Below are 20,354 nucleotides of genomic sequence, written 5' to 3' on the forward strand. Positions count from 1 at the left end.
TTTATGAAGAAATTCTTTAAAGAACCTTTAGTGCATTTCATGCTCTTAGGGGCCTTAATCTTTGGTTACTATTATCTTACAAATGATACAGAAGATCCGGAGGCTGCTATTGTAATTGATGATGCAGAATATGATTACCTATTGAGTTTATGGAAAAACCAATGGCAGCGAGAACCAAATGAGGATGAAATCAAGGCCTTTTTGGATCATTATCTGCGTCAAGAAGTTTATTACAAAGAAGCTTTGGCTTTAAACCTCGATCACAATGACGTCATAGTGAAAAGACGTTTGGCGCAGAAAATGGAAGCTGTTTCTAATGATTTGAATTTCATGATAAATCCCCCGACAGATGAGGAATTGAAATCATTTTTTGCCTCCAACCCTGATCTATTCCAATTACCTCCAAGTTTTACATTTCAGCAGGTTTTATTTTTATCCAGTGAACCAAATCTTTCGGAGCAATTGGAAAGCAGCAAAAAGGCATTGAACGCAGGTGATGAGATTCCTGATTCAAGAAAACTTAAGTTATCACTCCCAAATCAATGGAATAACAATACCCTTGGCGAAATTAGTAAAGCTTTTGGAGATGATTTTGCCCTCGCTCTAGATGGCCTGCCGACAAACCAATGGGCGGGGCCTGTTACTTCGGGATTTGGACAACATTTGGTATTTATTTCTAGGAAGGACAGCGGTGAAATGGCTGACTTTGAAGAGATCAAACCTTATGTCCTTAATGAATTTGAGTATCAGTCCGAGCTTGAGACACAGGAACAGATTTATCGTGAGCTACTTGAAAAATATGGTGTAAAGATTACTTCCGAAAAGGTACCTCAACGTGTCAAAGAAAGCTATAATAACCCATGAGGCTTTTTGTAAAGATTCTTTTGACCTATTTTTTAATCCTGAGTGGTCACTTCCTGTATGCACATGAAGTGCGCCCGGCCTTTTTACAAATTCAGGAACAATCACCCAATAGTTATGCTATACTGTGGAAAGTGCCTCGAACGGTCGATAAGGTCTTAAATATTCAACCTAAATTTGAGAATAGCTTCACGCTTTCGGAAACATCTCCTCCCCGGATATTAGAAGCTTTTGTATTGTACAGCTACCAACTGGAGGGAGAGCAAAGTATAGCAAATACCAAGCTTTCTATTGACCAGTTAAATTCCACAGGTACGGACGTACTGGTTGATATTCAATTACTGAATGGGGAGCATCATAGCTTTCTTTTGAGGCCAACACAAAATTCTATTCTAATCCCCGAAACCACAAATAAATGGAACGTTGCAAAAACCTATGTGATACTAGGAATAGAGCATATCCTAATGGGTTTTGATCATTTACTATTTGTATTAGCACTGGTAATAATCACCACAGGATTTAAAACCCTTTTGAAAACGATCACGGCATTCACTTTGGCACATAGCATTACCTTAAGCTTTTCAGCCTTGGGAATTGCAAATCTGCCCGGTCCTCCCGTCGAAGCTGTAATTGCCTTAAGTATAGTATTTCTTGCCTTAGAAATATTAAAAATTCAGAAAGGTCATTCCTCTTTGACAAGTCAAAAACCTTGGATTGTTGCCTTTGCTTTTGGCCTCCTGCATGGATTTGGATTTGCAGGAGCCTTAGAAGAAATTGGTTTGCCCCAAAATGAAATTACCTTGGCATTAGCTACATTCAATATTGGAGTGGAGTTGGGACAAATCTTATTCGTTTTGGTAGTTTTGGTTTTACTGAGATTAGTTCAAGCCATACCTCCATCAAAAGAATGGACAAAAAAACTAGTGCCTTATGCTATTGGCTCAATGGCTGTATTTTGGTTGATTGAGCGGATTTCCGGTTTTTAAATCAAAAAAATGTTTAAGATGGTCTTAGTGCAAAGCGCGCCCAAGTTTTGACCTATCGTAAATTGATAATAATAAGCAACCCAAAGTGATCCATCGAACTTGACATTTTGCTTTGACGAGATTGCCCCTTATCCCAAACCGCTGATTACCCATGTTAAAATTTTTTAGAAAAATCCGACAGAAACTACTCTCTGAGAGCAAATTCACTAAGTACCTCCTGTATGCAATTGGTGAAATAGTCCTTGTGGTTATTGGAATTTTGATTGCACTCTCTATTAATAACTCAAACGACCTTAAAAACCAACGCCAGAAGGAGCTCACCCTACTGACTGAAATGCGTCAGAATCTTAAAATAGATCTTGAAGATCTCGATTTTAACATCAAAGGAAGCTTTGAGCGAATCCAAGCCAACGAGATTATCTTGAAAGCTTTGCAAGAGAGGGTACCGATGAATGATTCCTTAAAGCCATACTACGGAAACATCATTGGCAATTTTCAATTAAGCAACAACACTGCAGCCTGGGAGAATCTTAAATCTGTGGGAGTAGATTTGGTTTCTGACGATTCACTCAGAAATGCAATCTCCAATCTTTATGAGGTCAAGTACACCTATCTCGAAAATACTACAAAGGGAGTGGACGATGGTCATCAGTGGAATACCTTGTATCCACAGTTCCTTGACCTGATCAACATGGACCAGGTTTGGGTTTCCGCCGAGCCAGTAAGTCATGAGGCTTTGATGGATAATCGAAAATTCCAGGAAACGCTTAAGATGAATCTCTTTATCCGAAACTTTATGCTGGACCAGTATGAAACGATCCATCAGGATGTCAATTCCCTTCTAGACCAAATTGAAAGACATCTGCTTACCTTGAAGGAACAATGATAAAATTCTTTAGAAAAATTCGATTCGACCTTATGGAGAAAAACAAGGCTGGAAAATATCTGAAATATGCTATTGGGGAAATTGCTTTGGTGATGATTGGTATTTTGCTAGCACTTCAAGTAAGCACCTGGAATGAGACTAGGAGAAATCAGGCTTTAGAGGATGAATTCAAAATTGGATTAAAAAATGACCTTCTCAGAGATAAGGAGAATATAGAGTTTTGTCTTGCCAATATTGAAGGTAAAATACTCGCACATGAAATATTAACCAACAACTTGTCCGAATCCTATGACACGGACAAAGAACAACTTGATTCACTTTTTCACTTCCTACTGCAACCGCTAGTGTCCTTTTTTCCTGTTTCCGGGACTTTTGACACGGCAATCTCAAGTGGCAACATCTCCAATTTCACAGATAAAGAATTGATTGAAAAAGCACATTATCTATACAATTCGAAATATCCAAGATTGGTCTATAATGGAGAACTGGTAGATCAGAGAAATTTAAGAATTCGTGAATTGTATGTACGTGAAATAAGACGGAATGAGATAGGGAACTTCGATTCAGACAGGCTAGAAGATCTTTTAGACGATATAGACCGAGTAAACTTTGGAAATGGATTCAGAAAAACAATTTTCGAAGAAACTCTACAACTTATTGATGAAATTCTAGCCAATTAAAGACAGTATCGCGACTGATAGCCAAAAGGCTTCTGGTCCAACAATGCCCGCTACGAAACGATGATAAAATTCTTCAGAAAAATTAGGGAAAATTTACTTTCAAAGGGTAAAACTGGTCAGTATATGAAGTATGCTATTGGGGAAATTCTATTGGTGACCATCGGTATTTTAATTGCTTTATCTGTAAACACTTGGAATACCAGTAGGCAAAACTTAGCAACTGAAATTGAAATTTTAGAAGAGTTAAAAAAAGGATTGATTCAAGATAAAACAGTTTTGGAGGGAGCCTTAAAAAACTATCGAAGGGACTCAATTCATCTGCATCGCCTTGATTCCTTACTCAAGTTTCCCAACCAAGAGTATTCAGAGGATTTGAACACTCTCTTTGGAAAAGTTTATGGGATTAGATTTAATCGACTCAATAGCGCCTTCTACGAAGACCTAAAATCCGCAGGACTACAAATCATACAGAACAAGGACCTTCGTCTCCGTATTGTAAATCTTTTCGAAACGAATTATAAAATCTTACAGGGGCATCTGGATAATGAACAGAACATTAATCAAGTCACTAGACCCTATTATTTGGCCAACTTCACTGAGATTAATTTTCAGGAGTCTGCCAATCCAATAGATTACAAGAAAATTTGGACCGACCCCTATTTTAAAAACATTGTTCATTACCGAATTATCACCTTGAATTTGAATCAGTTGCAAGAATACAATAAGGCCATAAATACTATGAATGATCTCATAGGCGAAATTGATTCATATCTCCTTAGCAAATAGTGAGGAAGGAGAATTGTCAGTATTCTGGGCTAGGAATTAACAACATACCGACTTCTGTTAAACCACTGCTGCTATTCCCTTACCATTTTGCCTGGAAAAATTCTATCTTAATGCATGGACTACAGAAAGCTCGGCAAAACTAACCTGGAGGTTTCCATTCTTGGATTCGGGGCATCACCCATGGGCAATGTTTTTGATCCAGTCTCCGAGTCTACTGCTGTAACCTCTGTGCATCTTGCATTAGATCATGGGATCAATTTTTTTGACGTCGCTCCTTTTTATGGACTGACCTTAGCCGAGGAGAGATTAGGGAAAGCACTCAAGGGGCATCGCAAAGACATTATTTTGGCCAGTAAGTGTGGGAGGTATGATTTACAGGATTTTGATTTTTCTCGAAAGCGAATTCATGACAGCATCGATGAGACTCTGAGTCGATTGCATACGGACTACCTCGACCTATATCAGCTTCACGATATTGAGTTTGTGGACAAAAATCAAATCATCAATGAAGCCTTACCTGCCATTCAGGAAGTAAAAAAATCTGGAAAGGCACGATTCGTTGGGATCACCGGCCTTCCTGTGCGCTATTTGGCACAAATCGCTCGGGAAGCAGAGGTCGATACTGTTCTATCTTGGGCCCATTACAATCTTTTGGAGGATGAAATCTTGGATGATTTAGTGCCTCTTTCAAAGGAAAAAGGCTTTGGCTTGATGAATGCCGCACCCCTGATGCAGCGCATTCTCTCTGATGCCCCATTGCCAGAATGGCATCGATCTCCCAAAGAAATGAAGGCTCTGCAGCCTCAATTGATCTCGCTTTGCAACTCATATGGCTTAGAGCTAAGTCAAGTAGCCATTAGTTTTGCGACAGCACACACCGACATTTCCACGACGATTACGGGCATGTGCAAACCCGAAATTGTGCAAAAGAACGTGGAGGCGCTTGACCTGAATATTCCGGTAGAGCTTTTTGAAAAAATAGAAAAACTAGTAGCCTCTGTGAAAAACCAAATGTGGTTTGAGGGAAAAGCAGAAAACAATATTTGATACCCAAAACTATGAAAGCACTGTTCCTAACCCGAGTCGGAGAAAGCGAAATCCGAGAAGTCGAAAAGCCAGAGGTAGGGGAAGGTGAGGTATTGCTTGAGGTAAGCAAAGTTGGTTTTTGTGGTGGAGATTTAAACTCATTCAAAGGGATGTTTCCACTTCAGGAATATCCAAATATCCTAGGACATGAAGTTGGAGGTACTATCGTCGCCAAGGGCAAAAATGTACCAGAGCAAGTCAAAATAGGGACCAAAGGCACGGTCTATCCCTATCTCGCCTGTGGCAAATGCAAAGCCTGCAAAAAGAATCGTCCGAACTCTTGTCGAGAGAATAAGACCATGGGCGTCCGAAGGCCTGGAGCAATGACGCGCTATATCAGCTTGCCATGGCAAGACGTGTTTACGAGCGAAAAACTCAATCATCGAGAGCTTGCCCTTGCCGAACCATTGACCGTAGGATTTCATGCCGTGGATCGTGGGCGAGTAACATCAGAAGACGTAGTGGCAGTGATTGGCTGCGGAATCGTGGGACTCGGAGCTGTGGCTTCCGCCGTGAATCGAGGGGCAAGGGTGATCGCAGTGGATTTGGACCCCAGCAAACTTGAAATCGCCAAACAGATCGGTGTTGCGAAAACCATAAATCCAAAGGAAGAAAATCTCCACGAAGCCTTGCAAAGCTTTACCTTCGGAGATGGTCCAGATGTAATCATTGAAGCGGTCGGAAGCCCTGAGACTTATCGCGCAGCCGTCGAAGGAGTTGCCTTTACAGGTCGGGTGGTTTGTATCGGCTACGCCAAAACAGATATTGCTTTCAATACTTCACTCTTTGTACAAAAAGAGATAGAAATTCTCGGTTCGCGCAACTGCGTGGGCAGAAAGGATTTCCCAGAGGTGATCGACTATTTGGAATCTAGGAAATTTCCTGTAGAAGCGGTGATCAGCAAAACCATCAGCTTGGAAGAGGGGCCTGAAACCTTGAAAAAATGGGCTCAGGATGCGAGTGGAATAATTAAAATTATGATTGACTTTGAAAAATAACCTATGATCAAATCAGCAGTGACCATCGCCCTCGTACCTCAAATCAAATCCGGACCTTGGATTTTTTGGGAAGACTTGGAGAAAAGTATGCAAGAGGCATCAAGCTTAGGCTTTGATGGCATAGAACTTTTCACCCCGGCTCCCGAAACCATGGAAATCGACTACTTGAAAAAACTGCTTGTCGAATATTCTCTTGAATTAGCCGCAGTGGGAACGGGTGCGGGAAAAGTGCTTCATGGATTGACTTTGACAGATCCTGATCCAAAAATCCGACAAAAAGCTAAGCAATTTATTTCAGGGATGATTCGCTTTGGGGCTGCATTAGGCGCACCGGCAATTATTGGTTCTATGCAAGGAAATGCTATGCCTGGCACGAGTCGAACTCAAAGTCTCGAATGGCTGGGAGAAGCTCTTTCTGAATTGGGTACTCAAGCTAAAAATCATGGAACATTTTTACTTTATGAACCACTGAACAGATACGAGACCAACCTGATCAACACTCTTTCCGCTGGATCCGAACTCCTCAAAACTCTTTCCAATACGAATGTAAAACTCCTCGCAGATCTTTTTCATATGAATATTGAAGAGGCCGATTTACCAGCAAGTCTTGCCCAAAATATGGAAACTGTGGGTCACATTCACTTCGCAGACAGTAATCGAAACCCAATCGGGTTGGGTCATACTACAATACAGCCGATCTCAGAAGTCATTCAAAAGTCTGGCTATTCTGGTTTTGTATCAGCGGAGGCTTTTCCTTACCCTAGCCCAACGGAGGCTGCTCAAAAAACCATTTCCTCCTTCAATCAATTCTTCCGATCCTAATTATAGAAAAATGAAAAAATTTCACTTTGCGCTCGACCTGATTGACGATCCCGAATCCATCAAAAAGTATGAGGAACATCATGCCCCGGGCAATGCCTGGCCTGAAGTGGTGGCTCATGACAAGGCCTGTGGAATTTTATCCATAGAAATTTTCCGAACTGGAAACAGAATGATCTTAATTATGGAAACCGAGGATGACTTTGATTTGGAAGAAAAAGCAAAAAAAGATGCCGCCAATCCAATGATCAAAAAGTGGGAAGACTTCATGTGGACTTTCCAAAAACCCTTGCCTTGGGCTAAACCCGGCGAAAAATGGGTCCTGATGGATCAAATATTTAAATCGGACTACTAAAAATGAAAACACTGAAAATGAAAAACCATTTCTTCATAGTTCTTTTTTTTGTGATTTTGGCTTGCCAAAGTCCTCAAAGTGAACCAGAGGATCTACCAAGAATTGCCATTGCCGGTCTTGCGATCGAGTCGAGCACTTTTTCACCAGCTCTCTCTCATACTGCAGCTTTCAAAGCCAGACGAGATGAGGAGGTATTTACTTTTTACCCTTTTCTGGATGAAGATTCTGTAAATCGAAAACGTGCAGAGTGGATTCCAACGCTACGTGCACACAGCATTCCAGGTGGAGCGGTTACTCGTGGGGCCTATGATTCCTTAGTGAATGAAACTCTAGAGCGACTCAAGGCTAACTTACCCTACGACGGTGTATTTTTCGATATTCATGGAGCCATGAGTGTGGTGGGACTCGATGATCCAGAGGGTGATTTTATAGAAAAGGTAAGAGAGGTGGTCGGATTTGAAACCCTCATTTCCACTTCCATGGATCTTCATGGTAATGTTTCTCCTCGCCTAGCAACAAACTCAGACTTGATCACTTGCTATAGAATGGCTCCTCATGAAGATGCTATTCAGTCTAAAAAACGAGCAGTATCCAATCTCTTGGATCGGTTGGAATCAGGGAAAGGCAAACCAAAATATAAGGCTTGGATACCAGTTCCTATTCTTTTACCCGGCGAAAAAACCAGTACTCGAATAGAACCAGGAAAAGGTCTTTATGCAAAAATTCCTTCTGTAGAAGCCAAAGCTGGTGTAATTGACGCTGCCATCTGGATGGGATATCCTTGGGCTGACGAACCAAGAAACCACGCTGTGGTGATGGTGACGGGAGACGATGAAGCAGAAGTACAAAGCGGTGCAGAAATGCTTGCACAGGCTTTTTGGGAAGTGAGAAATGAATTTGAATTTGTAGCACCTGTGGCGACTTTGGAGGAGAGCTTGGAAATGGCTCTGCAAAGTACCGAGAGCCCATTTATGATCAGTGATATGGGTGACAATCCCACTGCTGGAGGAGCGGGTGATGTCACTTGGACTTTGAGGGAAATTTTGGCGAGACCAGAATTTAAAACTTCAAATGGCCCTTCTTTGATCTATGCTTCTATTCCAGGTCCAGATTTGATATCCAAAGCACTCGAAGTCGGGGAAGGAAACGAAGTGAGTGGCTACGTAGGCGCTGCCGTAGATGATCGTTTTGCTCCTCCGATTTTATTAGAAGGAAAAGTAGAATCCATCCTAGAGGGAGATATCGACGCGGAGGTAGAAGCAGTCGTTTCTGCTGGGTCGATCAAAGTAATTGTTACAAAAAAACGTAAGCCATATCATCAAGAAGAAGACTTTACCAACTTGGGTTTAGACCCAAGAAACACGGATATCGTGATGGTGAAAATTGGCTATTTAGTCCCAGAGCTGTATGACATGCGCAAGGGCTGGATTATGGCTTTGACTCCAGGAGGAGTAGACCAGGATTTGGAGCGCTTGGGCTACCAAAGAATCAATAGACCCATGTTCCCAATTGATCGAGATATGGATACGCCAGATTTAAGTGTGAGATGGATCCCTGAGTCAGGGAAGAAGTAAGTCGGTGTTAGGATACTTTGAGCTTTAACTCTCCGTAAACCTTGACCACTTTGACTTCAAAATACTGATTGATAAATGCCTTGCAGTGATTTTCTGCCCACTCCGCACGAGTTTCGGAATCGTGAAGAATTGTCATTCTTAGCATGGTTTTCACATATTGCTCGTGCTGACCTAGCTCTTTGACATATCCGATCAAAGCTGCTTCCCAATTTTCTTTAAAGGCATCGAAGTGCGTTCTTCCGTCAAAAAGAATCTCGAGTTGGTTGTCCCCATGATAGTAACGATAGATACCACATAGCTGCCGGTAAATCATTTGTAGGCGATCCGTAGGAAATTCAAACGTATCCAAAATTTTGGCATACGTCTGATCCATGAGCTGTAGTGGATTATACAGGTAAGTGTACGATCGTTTTAATTCATAAATCATCTGCTCCATCAACTCCTCTTCCAGAGCAAATTGAGCCTGCCGGAGGATGTAGTTTTTGTCAAGAGGAAAAATTTTTTCGATCATGGGGTCTGGGTACTAGCTGCAAAAATAGAAAATCCTACTCTTTGAAACGAATATACTTTGGTGAAATGCATAAATACAGCAATTTCTCTTTATTCTTTTCTGAAAAATAGTGGCCTATTTCGAATAAATGGTAAAACTTACCAGTCTGGAGTTGTCTTTGGTTGGTAAGCCTCCATTTGATCCAAAATATAGACCGGATCATCCGAGACTATCAGGCTTTCCGAAAGATTTCCATACAAAAACCCCGATTGATTGGCGTGGCTCAAGAAATCCAGAAGCTTATCATAATATCCGGCGATATTATAAAGTGCCAAAGGTTTTTGGATATAGTGGAGTTGATTGAGGGTCATAATCTCAAAAAGCTCCTCCAAAGTCCCGATACCTCCAGGCATGGCTATGAATCCATCACCTTGTTCGGCCATAAGCCATTTTCTATCTCGCATAGTCTCTACTATTACGAGATCCGTACAGCCTTGATGCGCCACTTCTCGATCTACTAGTTTTTGAGGAATAATGCCAATCACTTCTTTTTTGGCTTGTAGCATTTGATCTGCGATCACTCCCATCAGGCCCACATGCCCTGCTCCGTAAACCAGAGCAAGGTCGCGGCGAATCATTTCCTGGGCCAACTGGATGACTCCTGTTTCAAATTCCGGGGAATTCCCCACACGAGATCCACAATAGACAGTTACTTTTTTCATAGGTTAATTGATCAAAACCCCAAGGTAATACAATGTGAACTTTCGGCTATGCCTGAAAAGTAAATTATCGATTACTTTAGTGCTATGAAAATTTGTTTTGCCACCAACAACCCCAAAAAGATCGAAGAAGTAAAAGCCGCTTTGGGAGATCATTTTGAAATTGTTTCTCTAAAATCCATTGGTTGTGAAGAGGAATTACCTGAAACAGGCGAGACTTTGGACCAAAACGCCTTTCAAAAGGCTCGCTATGTAAAAGAGCATTATGGGGTTGATTGCTTTGCTGATGACACTGGTCTCGAAGTAGAATCCCTGAATGGAGCCCCAGGCGTCTATTCAGGAAGATATGCAGGCGAACCCCGCTCCGATCAAAAAAATATGGATAAACTTCTCGAAAACCTAAGACCCCATACCGATAGATCGGCCCGATTTCGCACGGTAATCGCTCTGCTTATTGGTTCGGAAGAATATAGCTTTGAGGGCATTGTGGAAGGAGAAATCCTTGAAAAAAGACAGGGGGACGGTGGATTTGGCTATGATCCAATTTTTAGCCCTGATGGATTTAATGGGTCTTTTGCAGAAATGTCAATGGCTCAAAAAAATGAGATCAGCCATAGAGGTAGAGCGGTGAAAAAACTGTCAATTTTCTTAAAGGGAAATTAAATTCTGATTTTGCCTGAAAATTTTAAATAAATTTGCGCCCATGTCAAAGCCGTTTACTGTAGGAATCACGGGTGGATCTGCCTCAGGAAAGACTCTTTTCCTCGAAAAGCTTCTGAATAGTTTCAATGCAGATGAGATTTCACTGATTTCTCAAGACAACTATTACAAGCCATTGCATCTACAGCCCAAGGACGAAAATGGAGTGGAAAACTTCGACGTCCCAAACAGCATTGACTTTGATGCATATGCGTCTGACCTCCGGAAAATCCAAGCTGGAGAAACTGTACAACGTAAGGAGTATACTTTCAACAACCCGCACAAAACACCAAAAATTTTAACCTTTCCCTCCACTCCCATCGTCGTAGTAGAAGGGATTTTTGTTTTTTACTATCCTGAACTTGCTCAACTTTTGGATTTGAAAATCTTCATAGACGCTAAGGATCATATCAAGCTAAAACGGAGAATCATTCGGGACAAGGTGGAGCGAGGATATGATCTGGATGATGTGCTTTATCGATATGAAAACCATGTGATGCCCACATACGAGAAGTACATTGAGCCATTTAAAAACGATGCAGATCTGATTGTTCCAAACAATCACAATTTCAACAAAGCCTTGGAAGTGATCCGCACCTATTTGCGCTTAAAGTCAGGGAAATAGGCAAAAATTCGAATTCTAATCGCGATCGTTTCATTTATTACCTATATTTGCGACGCATGAATAAAGCCAACAGAAATAGTCATTTGATCCGACAGCGCCTCAGCGTGGCGTTGGCAATGCTATTTTGTTTGTTTTTCAGCAATCTGGAATACGTAAGCGAAACCGTCAATATCCCATCAATTGAACAACAAGAAGAAAATTCTGACGAAAGAGAGCAGAGTTTTATCTCTGTGGCCGTTGATGCGGTGGTACCTTTCGCCGTTCAAGTAGTCCAGGCAGTTTTTCAATTGATCTATCAAGCTCTTGACCTTGAAAATCAAGGTTTTGCTTTAGAATCACCATCCATAGGCTTCACCTCTTCCTTAGGAGAAGTATTTTTTGAACGGATTATTTCCCCCCAGGGGCCCTAGTATCTCATTCATTCTCGATTTACCCGACAGCAAGTATCCTTGCTTGTCCTTCATTGTATTTATCTAAACTCAATTAATAATTATCCTTATGCAAAATAAAGGTGTCATCGTGTTTCTGACCGTGATTATTACAGCGCTATGTCTGTATTATCTGTCATTCACATTTGTATCAAATGGCGTCAAAGAAAAAGCGCAAGCTTATGCTACTGACGCATCCGGCAATGTTGACTTTGCCAAAAGAAGAGCTTACCTAGATTCTATCTGGAGAGAGCCAGTTTACAATTTCCTAGGATCTGATTTTACATATCAGGAAGTAAAGGAAACTGAACTTGGACTTGGACTTGACCTCCAAGGTGGTATGCATGTCACTCTTGCCGTTTCTCCAGTGGAGATCGTAAAAGGCCTGGCAGGAAATCCAAAGGACGAAAATTTCAACGCGGCAGTAGAAGAGGCTAGAGAATTGGCAAAGACTTCCAATGAAAAGTACATTGATCTTTTCTATGCTTCTTTCCAAGAAAAAAATCCAGGGAAAAATCTTAGCTCCATTTTCGCCACTGCTGCGAATAGAGGCAGAATTTCTCTTGAATCCTCTGATGCAGAGATTTTGGAAATCATCGATGGTGAAATCGAAAGTGCAATCGACCGATCGTTTAATATCCTTAGAACTCGAATCGACAGATTCGGAACTTCTCAGCCAAATATCCAGCGAATTCAAGGTTCTGGAAGAATCCAGATCGAACTTCCAGGTGTAGACAATCAGGAAAGAGTTAGAAACCTCCTTCAGGGAGTAGCCAAGCTTCAGTTTTGGGAGGTTTCCGAATTGAATGAATTCGGAGGTGCCATTGAAGCCATCAATACAGCTTGGGTTGCAGATCAACAAACTGCTGAGCCAGAAGTAGAAGAGACTGCCGAGGAAGTGAACGAAAACCTCTCTGAGGAAGATTCTCTAATCAATGCCCTTGAAAAGCAATTGGAGGAAATTGATCCAATGCAAAACAATAGCGTTTCTCCATTGATCAGCCTAATCAAGGCAAACTACGGATTAGTATATGACATCAAGGATACCTTGGTCATCAACCGAATCTTGAAGCAGGAGCGATACAGCCGAATGATCCCAAAGGACCTAAAGCTTCTTTGGGGTGTAAAGCCTCAACTTGCTGAGGATGGAACAGAAATTCTTGAGCTTTACGGCATCAAAATGAGAAGAGGTTCTGACGAAGCTCCACTAGAAGGTGACGTGGTCACTGACGCGAGACAGACATTGGATCAAACTTCAAGACCTGCAGTTTCCATGCAAATGAATGCTGAAGGCGCTAGAAAGTGGAGAAAACTGACTTCTGAAAATATCGGAAGAAGAGTGGCAGTAGTACTTGATGACTATGTATACACCGCTCCAGTCGTAAATGGTGAGATACCAAACGGACAGTCGGAGATTTCAGGAAACTTTGACTTGCAGGAGGCTCAAGATTTAGCAAATATCTTGAAGTCAGGTTCGCTTCCAGCTCCTACTCAGATCGTAGAGGAAAGCATCATCGGCCCTACCTTGGGTAAGGAAGCCTTGAATCAAGGATTGCTATCTATGGTTGCTGGTCTTGTGATTGTTGTACTATTCATGGTAGCATATTATGCCAAGGGTGGATTAGTCGCTATTGCAGCACTAGTATTTAACATCTTCTTTATCCTTGGAATCCTTGCTCAGTTGAGTGCGGCACTGACCCTTCCAGGTATTGCAGGTATTGTATTGACCATTGGTATGTCGATCGATGCGAACGTACTGATTTTCGAGCGTATTCGTGAAGAGCTTCGCAACGGCGTAGGCTTACTTCAAGCGATCAGCGCTGGTTATGACAAGGCATTCTCTGCCATTCTTGACTCCAACGTGACCACATTCTTGGTGGGTGCGATTCTTTATGCCTTGGGTCAAGGACCTGTGAAAGGGTTTGCGATTGTATTGATGATCGGTATCGCATCTTCATTCTTCTCAGCGGTATTTATCACAAGAGTGATTGTATCCTGGATGAGTAAGAAAGGTGATAAGAGCTCTATTAGCTTCGAAACTCCTTTGGCCAAAAATGCTCTTAGCACTTTGAACATTGACTTCTTGAGCAAGCGAAAAGTTGCCTACCTAATTTCTACAGGAATCATTGTAGTCGGTCTAGGTATCGCTGCATTTAACGGATTGAAATTCGGTGTAGACTTCACAGGTGGTCGATCTTACATCGTTGCCTTTAATCAACCAGTATCAGCTTCAGAATTGAAAGTTGGTTTGGACAATGAGTTTGACGGTTCTGTAGAGGTAAAAACTTATGGTGCCAACAATGTACTCAAGGTCACGACTTCGTATCTGATCAATGAGGATGATGCAGAATCAAACTTGGAAGTAGAGAACAAGGTGAAAGAAGGTATTTCTGCAGTGACAGGATTGAATTTCACAGCAGATGCAGCAGATCTTGATGAGACAGAATTTGCAATTACTGGATCTTCTAAAGTGGGTGCAACTGTAGCAGACGACATTAAAACTTCCTCTGCTGAAGCAATGATTGTGGCATTGATTGCAATCTTCCTTTACATTTTGGTAAGATTTAGAAAGTGGCAATTCTCTTTGGGTTCTATCATTGCCTTGATTCACGATACACTTTTCGTGATCGCGGCCTTTGCCATTGCTAGTGCCTTTGGTGCGACCTTCGAGATTGATCAAGTATTTATCGCGGCGGTGCTGACCGTAATCGGTTACTCCATCAACGATACGGTGATTGTATTTGATAGAATCCGTGAAAATATTGAGGCTAGAGGGACACATCATTTGGTGAAAGTATTCAATGACGCCATCAATCAGACCTTAGGCCGTACTTTGATTACCTCATTCACAACTTTGATTGTGGTGATTGTTCTCTTCGTATTCGGCGGAGAAGTTCTTAGAGGGTTCTCCTTTGCTTTGCTTGTGGGTATCCTTGTCGGTACTTATTCTTCCATCTTCATTGCAACCCCAATCGTGGTTGATCTAATGAAAAAAGAAGGAACTGAAGCAAGTAAAGAAGAAAAGAAAATCGCTTAAAACTAATTAAGCTTGAATTTTGAAGGAACGAGAGAAATCTCGTTCCTTTTTTTTTACCCTGGAGGGAAATTTATATTAACTTATCTCTTCAATTTTTTTCACATTCAAAATCAAAAAACCTTAACTACTCACAATGAAAATTTCAAAAGCGGACTTTGAGTCCATGAAGGCTAAGTATGACGCGGAAGTAAAAAAAGGTAAACCCGCAAAAGGTAACAATGGTAGAGAAAAAGACGATCAGACAGATTGGATCTTTTTTGATCGTGAGACGCTCGAAAGCCTACTTGCAGAAGCAGACAAAGATCCAAAAGTTGGGGGGATCCAATTCTATTTTACCGAATACACAAAGGAAACCGCACAAAAATATTATCCAAAAAATCCAGATAAATACGAAGGGCAATTAAACTTAGTCCTAAAGGCGGGAAACCTCCGCGAAGGGGTGGTAGAAGCCACAGATACTGATGATGGTGGTGATTATCAAAATAGAGGGAAAGTATGCCCTCCAGACTGCAATCCAGAGCCTTGATCCGGCTAAAGAATGGATAATCTCCTAGAAGCTCTATTTGATTGGTATTTCGTCTCCATTGATCTTTTACTGATCGTGGGGACGATTTACTTTTTCAAGTTGCCAAAAGAAAAAAAGCAGAGTCGGTTTTACTGGCTCCCTTTTTTGATTTTAGCCTTTACCGTCTTATACGAAAATCTAGGTGCCGTCATTTTTTATAACCCTGACTTCAACGCATGGGTTAACAAGATATTAGGAAATACGGTATACCCCCAATTTAACATCTGGTTTTTCAACATCACCAATCGATACTGCTCCACGATCTTATACCTCTTTCTGATCAAAACTTGGCTAGAACCATCCAAACAGAGATATCTAAACTGGATGATCTTAGGGTACATTCTTTTGGGGATTATATTTTTGGTTACAGGATATGAGCCCATTTATTTAAATCAGCCCGTCACTTTTGCTGTGGGTGCTAACATGATTCTTGCCGGCTCAGGGCTCTATTTTATTGGCTTGATTACCTATGAAAAGTACTTGGCGGCGGATCCTATAAGGCTACTCTCTTTTTGGCAGATGACCACCATTCTTTTTACCTACTCCGTCACCTATATCAATTCAGTTTCCATCACCTACCTCTATGAGGTAAACCCTCAGCTGGGAGTGAGTTTAATCAATATTGACATGATCATGAGTATTTTAAACCTATTCATTTTGATGTTGATCGTAGTATCTCCTAATTTGAAGTGGATCAAAGAAGAACCCCTATATGGATCCCATTGAAGAACAGATTTACGTCATAATTTTTGCCACTATATTCTTGGCTGGCTTGATGTCCACCTTTGTCATCTCAATGATTTTTATCCACAGGCAACGTCAGAATCAAAACCGGCAAAAAATAGAACATATGCAGGCGGAGTATGAAAGAACCATGCTCAACATTGAGAACGAAATTCAAAATGAGACACTCTCTCACATTGGAAGGGAGCTCCACGATAATATTGGACAGCTACTCTCCTTAGCAAAGCTCAATTTCAACTCTTCCAAACCTGAGAAAAAGACTGAGGGCCAAACAATCCTGAATCAAGTAATTCAAGAAGTACGAGGGCTTTCCAAGACCCTTAATCTGGATTGGGTAGAAGAAACTAGTTTGGAAGATTTTATCCAGCAGCAATTAAGTAAGATCGAATCCACGGGTTTTTGTAACACTAAATTAGATTACCACGGAGAGCAACTTCAACTCAATAAAGATCATAAGCTGGTGCTGATCCGAGTAATCCAAGAAGTACTGAACAATGCAATCAAACATGCAAGCCCAAAAAATATTGAGATATCGCTTGAGTCAAATGGAAAGGGCAAGAATATTTATATCAAGGATGACGGAAAGGGATTTGATGTCTCCAAGGCATCTAATGGCTCTGGAATGAGCAACTTGAAAAAAAGAATGCAGACCATAGGTGGCGAATTTTACATTACCTCTAAAAAACAAAAGGGAACAGAAATCAAACTTTCATTGCCTAAGTAATTCTTTCATCTTATTTTCGGAATCATTCAATGTCTATGATCCGAATCGCCATTGCAGACGACCACACACTCTTTGCCAAAGGACTTGCCAGTCTTTTGGAAGAGCAAGATGATTTCAAGGTTCAACAGATTTTCCCAAATGGGCAGGAGTTAGTCGATTATTTGAAAACTGCCACGGTGGAGGTCGTTCTCACGGATTTGAATATGCCTGTTCTGGATGGCTTTGGAGTGATCGAAAAACTCAAAAAGAAAAAACTCGGACCCAAAGTCGTGGTGCTATCCATGTACGACGATGAAAAGATGTTCAAACAATGTGTAAAAAAGGGGGCCGATGCATTTTTACTCAAAGACTCCGATCCGGACGAAGTGGTCTTTACCATTCATGAAGTTTTGGAAGGAAGGCACGTGTTGAATTTTGACCGAGTACTTAGACAAGCAAATCCTAGTTCGTTTTTTGATGCCTTCCGAGAAAAGTACAAACTCTCGAAGCGTGAATCTGAAATCATTCACCTAATCAAAGAGGGGAATATGAACAAGGAAATCGCCGAGATGCTTTCGCTAAGCATCCAAACAGTAGAAACTCACCGAAAAAATATCCACCAAAAACTACAAGTCAATTCCAGGATAGAATTGATCAATAAGATTCACGAAATGAACCTATGATGGCTACACCACTCAAAACAGTATTGGTAGGATACGGCTCCGTGGCCGAAAAAATGCATGGACCCCTGATCGAGGTCTGCGAGGGCCTCTCCCTTCATGCCATTGTAGAGCGAAGCGGTGATCGATGCCTAGAAAAATTCCCAAACGTCAAGGTTTTAAAAAGTTTTGAAGCGGCATTATCCGATCCCTCCATCCAATTAGTTGTCATTACGACCCCAAATGAGTTTCATTTTCCCATGGCAAAAGCCGCACTAGAAGCAGGTAAACATGTGGTGGTGGATAAGCCGGTGACGGTTCAATCGGTAGAAGCCGAACAGCTTAAAAAACTAGCGGATGAAAAAGGACTGATTTGCTCAGTGTTCCAGAACCGTCGCTTTGACGGGGATTTTATGACTATCCAAGAAATCATCCAGAAGGATCTTTTGGGCGAATTAGTCTATTTAGAGTCACATTTTGATCGATTTCGGCCCGAACTCAGGGAAAACTGGCGAGATGAAGACGTGCCGGGCAATGGGGTTACTTTTGATCTGGGCACCCACCTGATCGATCAAGTGGTCTTGCAATTTGGAGCTCCGGAGTTCATCCAGGCAGACATTCGCAAGCAGCGAACTCATACCATTGCAGACGATTACTTTGACATCACGTTGGATTACGGCTACTTCAAAGCCAGAGTCACCGCGGGAGTTTTGGTCAATGCTCCCACTCCGAAGTTTTTACTTTTAGGAAAAAAAGGTTCTTATCAGAAGTTTGGGCTGGATGTACAAGAAGCTGCTTTCAAAGCAAATGAAAAGCCAGAAGGTGAAGACTGGGGGGTGGAATCCATGGATAGGTTTGGAACACTATATCTGGAAGATCATAGCCGTCCTTATCCTACTGTGCCTGGAGACTATCGAATTTTTTATAACAATATCGCCGACGCAATCCATTCGGGTGCGGAGCTGAAGGTCAAAATGAACCAAGGTATCCAGGTTCTAAAGATAATCGAGGCTTCCTTCGAGAGTTCTCAAGGTAAGCGCTCCATTTCCAGAGCCGAAGGTCAGTGGTAATCTAGGATTCATGCGCATTTCAGCGAATCTAACCCCAGATATCAATTTGTTTCTTTAATTTTGCCGCCATGGCAAAAAAAGAAACTCCGGCAGAAAACGCCCAATTAAAAGATATCATTTCCCATGCGAAAGAGTATGGGTTCGTCTATCCTAGTTCAGAAATCTATGATGGTCTTCAAGCTGTCTACGACTATGGAGCGTATGGGGTGGAATTGAAAAATAATCTCAAGCGACTTTGGTGGGAAACCATGACCCGCACCCAGGATAATATCGTGGGGATCGATGCAGCAATTTTTATGCATCCGACTACTTGGAAGGCTTCAGGTCACGTGGATTCGTTTAACGATCCCATGATAGACAACAAAGACAGCAAGAAGCGCTACCGTGCCGATGTCTTGGTGGAGGAATATGCTGCAAAGTTTGAACGGGAGGGAAATGTCGGCAAAGCAAATGAGCTCACCGCTACTCTTGCCAAGCTTCTCGACGCCGAAGATCTGGAAGGTGTGAAGCAACTGATCATTAATGAAGGCATTACCTGCCCCATCAGCGGTACTTCCAACTGGACTGACGTGAGGCAGTTTAATTTGATGTTTTCTACCCAGGTGGGATCAGTGGCAGAGGACTCCTCTACGATTTACTTGAGACCAGAGACGGCACAGGGTATTTTTGTGAATTTCTTGAATGTGCAGAAAACTGCACGGATGAAAGTTCCTTTTGGTATCGCCCAGATTGGTAAAGCTTTTAGAAATGAGATCGTAGCCAGACAATTTATTTTCAGAATGCGGGAATTTGAGCAGATGGAGATGCAATTCTTTGTTCGACCTGGCACTGAGCTAGACTGGTACCAGCAGTGGGCCGACATGCGGATGAAATGGCATTTGGCGCTAGGCACCCCTGAAGAAAAACTCAGAAAGCACAACCACGAAAAACTCGCCCACTATGCCAATGCGGCCATGGATATCGAGTATGATTTCCCATTTGGGTTCAAGGAAGTGGAAGGAATTCACTCACGTACCGATTTTGATTTGAAATCCCATCAGGAGTACTCAAAAAAGAAGCAGCAGTACTTTGATCCTGAGGTGAACAAAAACTACATCCCTTATGTGATCGAGACATCCATAGGTGCAGATAGACTGTTTTTATTGACGCTTTGCAATGCCTTTACGGAGGAGCAGACAGAAGAAAAGAGCAGGACCTACCTCAAATTCCACCCAGCGATCGCACCAGTGAAAGCAGCGATATTGCCAATTACCAAGAAAGATGGCTTGCCAGAAAAAGGAAAAGAAATCGTGGACTTACTCAAGTATGATTTCAATATCATTTATGAAGATGCGGCATCAATTGGAAAACGATATACTCGTCAAGATTTGATTGGGACTCCATTCTGCATCGCTGTGGATCATCAGACTTTGGAAGATAATACCGTGACTATTCGTCATCGAGATACGACTGAGCAAGAGCGAGTAGCTATTTCGGAGCTTCATGGGCGAATCGCCGAAGCCACTAGCTTCAGGCGAATTTTTGAGAAGCTTTGAGTAAAAAATTCTTGACGAACATTAAAATCCCCGCCGAATCGGGGATTTT

Annotated in this window: 22 protein-coding genes; 20 read left to right on the forward strand and 2 right to left on the reverse strand. The window is 41.8% G+C overall.

Going from position 1 to position 20,354, the window contains the following annotated elements:
- The first annotated feature begins 3 nt into the window (after nucleotides 1-3).
- The 10 genes from ACFOSV_RS05285 (at nucleotide 4) to ACFOSV_RS05330 (ending at nucleotide 9,031) form a co-directional block, all read left to right on the forward strand.
- Nucleotides 4-864 (forward strand): peptidyl-prolyl cis-trans isomerase, encoded by an 861-nt coding sequence (locus ACFOSV_RS05285; RefSeq protein ID WP_377904124.1) that lies wholly within the window; start codon nucleotides 4-6, stop codon nucleotides 862-864.
- Complete coding sequence (locus tag ACFOSV_RS05290) at nucleotides 861-1,847, forward strand: HupE/UreJ family protein (RefSeq protein WP_377904126.1); 987 nt, start codon at nucleotides 861-863, stop codon at nucleotides 1,845-1,847. Before ACFOSV_RS05285 ends, ACFOSV_RS05290 begins: the two co-directional genes overlap by 4 nt.
- A 151-nt stretch (nucleotides 1,848-1,998) precedes the next feature.
- Complete coding sequence (locus ACFOSV_RS05295) at nucleotides 1,999-2,733, forward strand: DUF6090 family protein (RefSeq protein ID WP_377904128.1); 735 nt, start codon at nucleotides 1,999-2,001, stop codon at nucleotides 2,731-2,733.
- A 32-nt stretch (nucleotides 2,734-2,765) separates the two neighbouring features.
- Entirely contained in the window at nucleotides 2,766-3,413 is a 648-nt protein-coding gene (locus ACFOSV_RS05300; RefSeq protein WP_377904130.1) for a DUF6090 family protein, read from the forward strand.
- Between the two features lie 123 nt (nucleotides 3,414-3,536).
- Entirely contained in the window at nucleotides 3,537-4,199 is a 663-nt protein-coding gene (locus tag ACFOSV_RS05305) for a DUF6090 family protein (protein WP_377904132.1), read from the forward strand.
- Between the two features lie 114 nt (nucleotides 4,200-4,313).
- Nucleotides 4,314-5,246 carry an aldo/keto reductase gene (locus ACFOSV_RS05310; protein ID WP_377904134.1) on the forward strand — a complete coding sequence of 311 codons (933 nt, stop codon included), beginning with the start codon at nucleotides 4,314-4,316 and terminating at the stop codon, nucleotides 5,244-5,246.
- Between the two features lie 11 nt (nucleotides 5,247-5,257).
- On the forward strand, nucleotides 5,258-6,283 hold the full coding sequence (locus ACFOSV_RS05315) for a zinc-binding alcohol dehydrogenase family protein (protein ID WP_377904136.1): 1,026 nt from the start codon (nucleotides 5,258-5,260) through the stop codon (nucleotides 6,281-6,283).
- A gap of 3 nt (nucleotides 6,284-6,286) precedes the next feature.
- Entirely contained in the window at nucleotides 6,287-7,105 is an 819-nt protein-coding gene (locus tag ACFOSV_RS05320) for a TIM barrel protein (RefSeq protein WP_377904138.1), read from the forward strand.
- A 10-nt stretch (nucleotides 7,106-7,115) separates the two neighbouring features.
- Nucleotides 7,116-7,457: an L-rhamnose mutarotase gene (locus ACFOSV_RS05325; RefSeq protein WP_377904140.1), complete on the forward strand. Its 342-nt coding sequence runs from the start codon at nucleotides 7,116-7,118 to the stop codon at nucleotides 7,455-7,457.
- A gap of 17 nt (nucleotides 7,458-7,474) precedes the next feature.
- Nucleotides 7,475-9,031, forward strand: coding sequence for a M81 family metallopeptidase (locus ACFOSV_RS05330; RefSeq protein ID WP_377905300.1), 1,557 nt, complete (start codon nucleotides 7,475-7,477; stop codon nucleotides 9,029-9,031).
- Between the two features lie 7 nt (nucleotides 9,032-9,038).
- On the opposite strand, the gene ACFOSV_RS05335 is transcribed toward ACFOSV_RS05330, so the two are convergent.
- The gene (locus ACFOSV_RS05335; RefSeq protein ID WP_377904142.1) at nucleotides 9,039-9,542 is read right to left on the reverse strand and encodes a hypothetical protein; all 504 of its coding nucleotides are present in this window, start codon (nucleotides 9,540-9,542) and stop codon (nucleotides 9,039-9,041) included.
- Nucleotides 9,543-9,679: 137 nt separating this feature from the next.
- Nucleotides 9,680-10,243, reverse strand: coding sequence for an LOG family protein (locus ACFOSV_RS05340; RefSeq protein WP_377904144.1), 564 nt, complete (start codon nucleotides 10,241-10,243; stop codon nucleotides 9,680-9,682).
- An 84-nt stretch (nucleotides 10,244-10,327) separates the two neighbouring features.
- Between ACFOSV_RS05340 and ACFOSV_RS05345 the strand changes: the two genes are divergently transcribed.
- The 10 genes from ACFOSV_RS05345 (at nucleotide 10,328) to ACFOSV_RS05390 (ending at nucleotide 20,305) form a co-directional block, all read left to right on the forward strand.
- On the forward strand, nucleotides 10,328-10,903 hold the full coding sequence (locus tag ACFOSV_RS05345) for a non-canonical purine NTP diphosphatase (protein ID WP_377904146.1): 576 nt from the start codon (nucleotides 10,328-10,330) through the stop codon (nucleotides 10,901-10,903).
- Between the two features lie 40 nt (nucleotides 10,904-10,943).
- On the forward strand, nucleotides 10,944-11,564 hold the full coding sequence (locus tag ACFOSV_RS05350) for a uridine kinase family protein (RefSeq protein ID WP_377904148.1): 621 nt from the start codon (nucleotides 10,944-10,946) through the stop codon (nucleotides 11,562-11,564).
- 56 nt (nucleotides 11,565-11,620) lie between these two features.
- The gene (locus ACFOSV_RS05355; RefSeq protein ID WP_377904150.1) at nucleotides 11,621-11,974 is read left to right on the forward strand and encodes a hypothetical protein; all 354 of its coding nucleotides are present in this window, start codon (nucleotides 11,621-11,623) and stop codon (nucleotides 11,972-11,974) included.
- Nucleotides 11,975-12,062: 88 nt separating this feature from the next.
- On the forward strand, nucleotides 12,063-15,029 hold the full coding sequence (secDF, locus tag ACFOSV_RS05360) for a protein translocase subunit SecDF (protein ID WP_377904152.1): 2,967 nt from the start codon (nucleotides 12,063-12,065) through the stop codon (nucleotides 15,027-15,029).
- A gap of 133 nt (nucleotides 15,030-15,162) precedes the next feature.
- Nucleotides 15,163-15,555, forward strand: a complete 393-nt coding sequence (locus tag ACFOSV_RS05365) for a molecular chaperone DnaK (RefSeq protein ID WP_377904154.1) — start codon at nucleotides 15,163-15,165, stop codon at nucleotides 15,553-15,555.
- Between the two features lie 12 nt (nucleotides 15,556-15,567).
- Complete coding sequence (locus tag ACFOSV_RS05370; protein ID WP_377904156.1) at nucleotides 15,568-16,320, forward strand: histidine kinase; 753 nt, start codon at nucleotides 15,568-15,570, stop codon at nucleotides 16,318-16,320.
- A complete protein-coding gene (locus ACFOSV_RS05375) occupies nucleotides 16,307-17,062 on the forward strand; it encodes a sensor histidine kinase (protein WP_377904158.1) in 756 nt (251 codons plus the stop codon). Before ACFOSV_RS05370 ends, ACFOSV_RS05375 begins: the two co-directional genes overlap by 14 nt.
- A 35-nt stretch (nucleotides 17,063-17,097) precedes the next feature.
- On the forward strand, nucleotides 17,098-17,724 hold the full coding sequence (locus ACFOSV_RS05380) for a response regulator transcription factor (protein WP_377904160.1): 627 nt from the start codon (nucleotides 17,098-17,100) through the stop codon (nucleotides 17,722-17,724).
- Nucleotides 17,721-18,770 carry an oxidoreductase gene (locus tag ACFOSV_RS05385; RefSeq protein WP_377904162.1) on the forward strand — a complete coding sequence of 350 codons (1,050 nt, stop codon included), beginning with the start codon at nucleotides 17,721-17,723 and terminating at the stop codon, nucleotides 18,768-18,770. The genes ACFOSV_RS05380 and ACFOSV_RS05385 overlap by 4 nt, the downstream gene beginning before the upstream one ends.
- 68 nt (nucleotides 18,771-18,838) lie before the next feature.
- Nucleotides 18,839-20,305: a glycine--tRNA ligase gene (locus ACFOSV_RS05390; RefSeq protein ID WP_377904164.1), complete on the forward strand. Its 1,467-nt coding sequence runs from the start codon at nucleotides 18,839-18,841 to the stop codon at nucleotides 20,303-20,305.
- Nucleotides 20,306-20,354: the final 49 nt, after the last annotated feature.

The sequence above is a fragment of the Algoriphagus namhaensis genome, from assembly GCF_042649705.1.
Taxonomy (GTDB): domain Bacteria; phylum Bacteroidota; class Bacteroidia; order Cytophagales; family Cyclobacteriaceae; genus Algoriphagus; species Algoriphagus namhaensis.

Coding starts and splice junctions, on each gene's coding strand:
- secDF (WP_377904152.1), top strand. CDS start 12,063: ATGCAAAATAAAGGTGTCATCGTGTTTCTGACCGTGATTATTACAGCG.
- ACFOSV_RS05365 (WP_377904154.1), top strand. CDS start 15,163: ATGAAAATTTCAAAAGCGGACTTTGAGTCCATGAAGGCTAAGTATGAC.
- ACFOSV_RS05350 (WP_377904148.1), top strand. CDS start 10,944: ATGTCAAAGCCGTTTACTGTAGGAATCACGGGTGGATCTGCCTCAGGA.
- ACFOSV_RS05320 (WP_377904138.1), top strand. CDS start 6,287: ATGATCAAATCAGCAGTGACCATCGCCCTCGTACCTCAAATCAAATCC.
- ACFOSV_RS05375 (WP_377904158.1), top strand. CDS start 16,307: ATGGATCCCATTGAAGAACAGATTTACGTCATAATTTTTGCCACTATA.
- ACFOSV_RS05340 (WP_377904144.1), bottom strand. CDS start 10,243: ATGAAAAAAGTAACTGTCTATTGTGGATCTCGTGTGGGGAATTCCCCG.
- ACFOSV_RS05380 (WP_377904160.1), top strand. CDS start 17,098: ATGATCCGAATCGCCATTGCAGACGACCACACACTCTTTGCCAAAGGA.
- ACFOSV_RS05305 (WP_377904132.1), top strand. CDS start 3,537: ATGAAGTATGCTATTGGGGAAATTCTATTGGTGACCATCGGTATTTTA.
- ACFOSV_RS05345 (WP_377904146.1), top strand. CDS start 10,328: ATGAAAATTTGTTTTGCCACCAACAACCCCAAAAAGATCGAAGAAGTA.
- ACFOSV_RS05295 (WP_377904128.1), top strand. CDS start 1,999: ATGTTAAAATTTTTTAGAAAAATCCGACAGAAACTACTCTCTGAGAGC.
- ACFOSV_RS05315 (WP_377904136.1), top strand. CDS start 5,258: ATGAAAGCACTGTTCCTAACCCGAGTCGGAGAAAGCGAAATCCGAGAA.
- ACFOSV_RS05325 (WP_377904140.1), top strand. CDS start 7,116: ATGAAAAAATTTCACTTTGCGCTCGACCTGATTGACGATCCCGAATCC.
- ACFOSV_RS05330 (WP_377905300.1), top strand. CDS start 7,475: ATGAAAAACCATTTCTTCATAGTTCTTTTTTTTGTGATTTTGGCTTGC.
- ACFOSV_RS05385 (WP_377904162.1), top strand. CDS start 17,721: ATGATGGCTACACCACTCAAAACAGTATTGGTAGGATACGGCTCCGTG.
- ACFOSV_RS05300 (WP_377904130.1), top strand. CDS start 2,766: ATGGAGAAAAACAAGGCTGGAAAATATCTGAAATATGCTATTGGGGAA.
- ACFOSV_RS05355 (WP_377904150.1), top strand. CDS start 11,621: ATGAATAAAGCCAACAGAAATAGTCATTTGATCCGACAGCGCCTCAGC.
- ACFOSV_RS05390 (WP_377904164.1), top strand. CDS start 18,839: ATGGCAAAAAAAGAAACTCCGGCAGAAAACGCCCAATTAAAAGATATC.
- ACFOSV_RS05310 (WP_377904134.1), top strand. CDS start 4,314: ATGGACTACAGAAAGCTCGGCAAAACTAACCTGGAGGTTTCCATTCTT.
- ACFOSV_RS05285 (WP_377904124.1), top strand. CDS start 4: ATGAAGAAATTCTTTAAAGAACCTTTAGTGCATTTCATGCTCTTAGGG.
- ACFOSV_RS05370 (WP_377904156.1), top strand. CDS start 15,568: ATGGATAATCTCCTAGAAGCTCTATTTGATTGGTATTTCGTCTCCATT.
- ACFOSV_RS05290 (WP_377904126.1), top strand. CDS start 861: ATGAGGCTTTTTGTAAAGATTCTTTTGACCTATTTTTTAATCCTGAGT.
- ACFOSV_RS05335 (WP_377904142.1), bottom strand. CDS start 9,542: ATGATCGAAAAAATTTTTCCTCTTGACAAAAACTACATCCTCCGGCAG.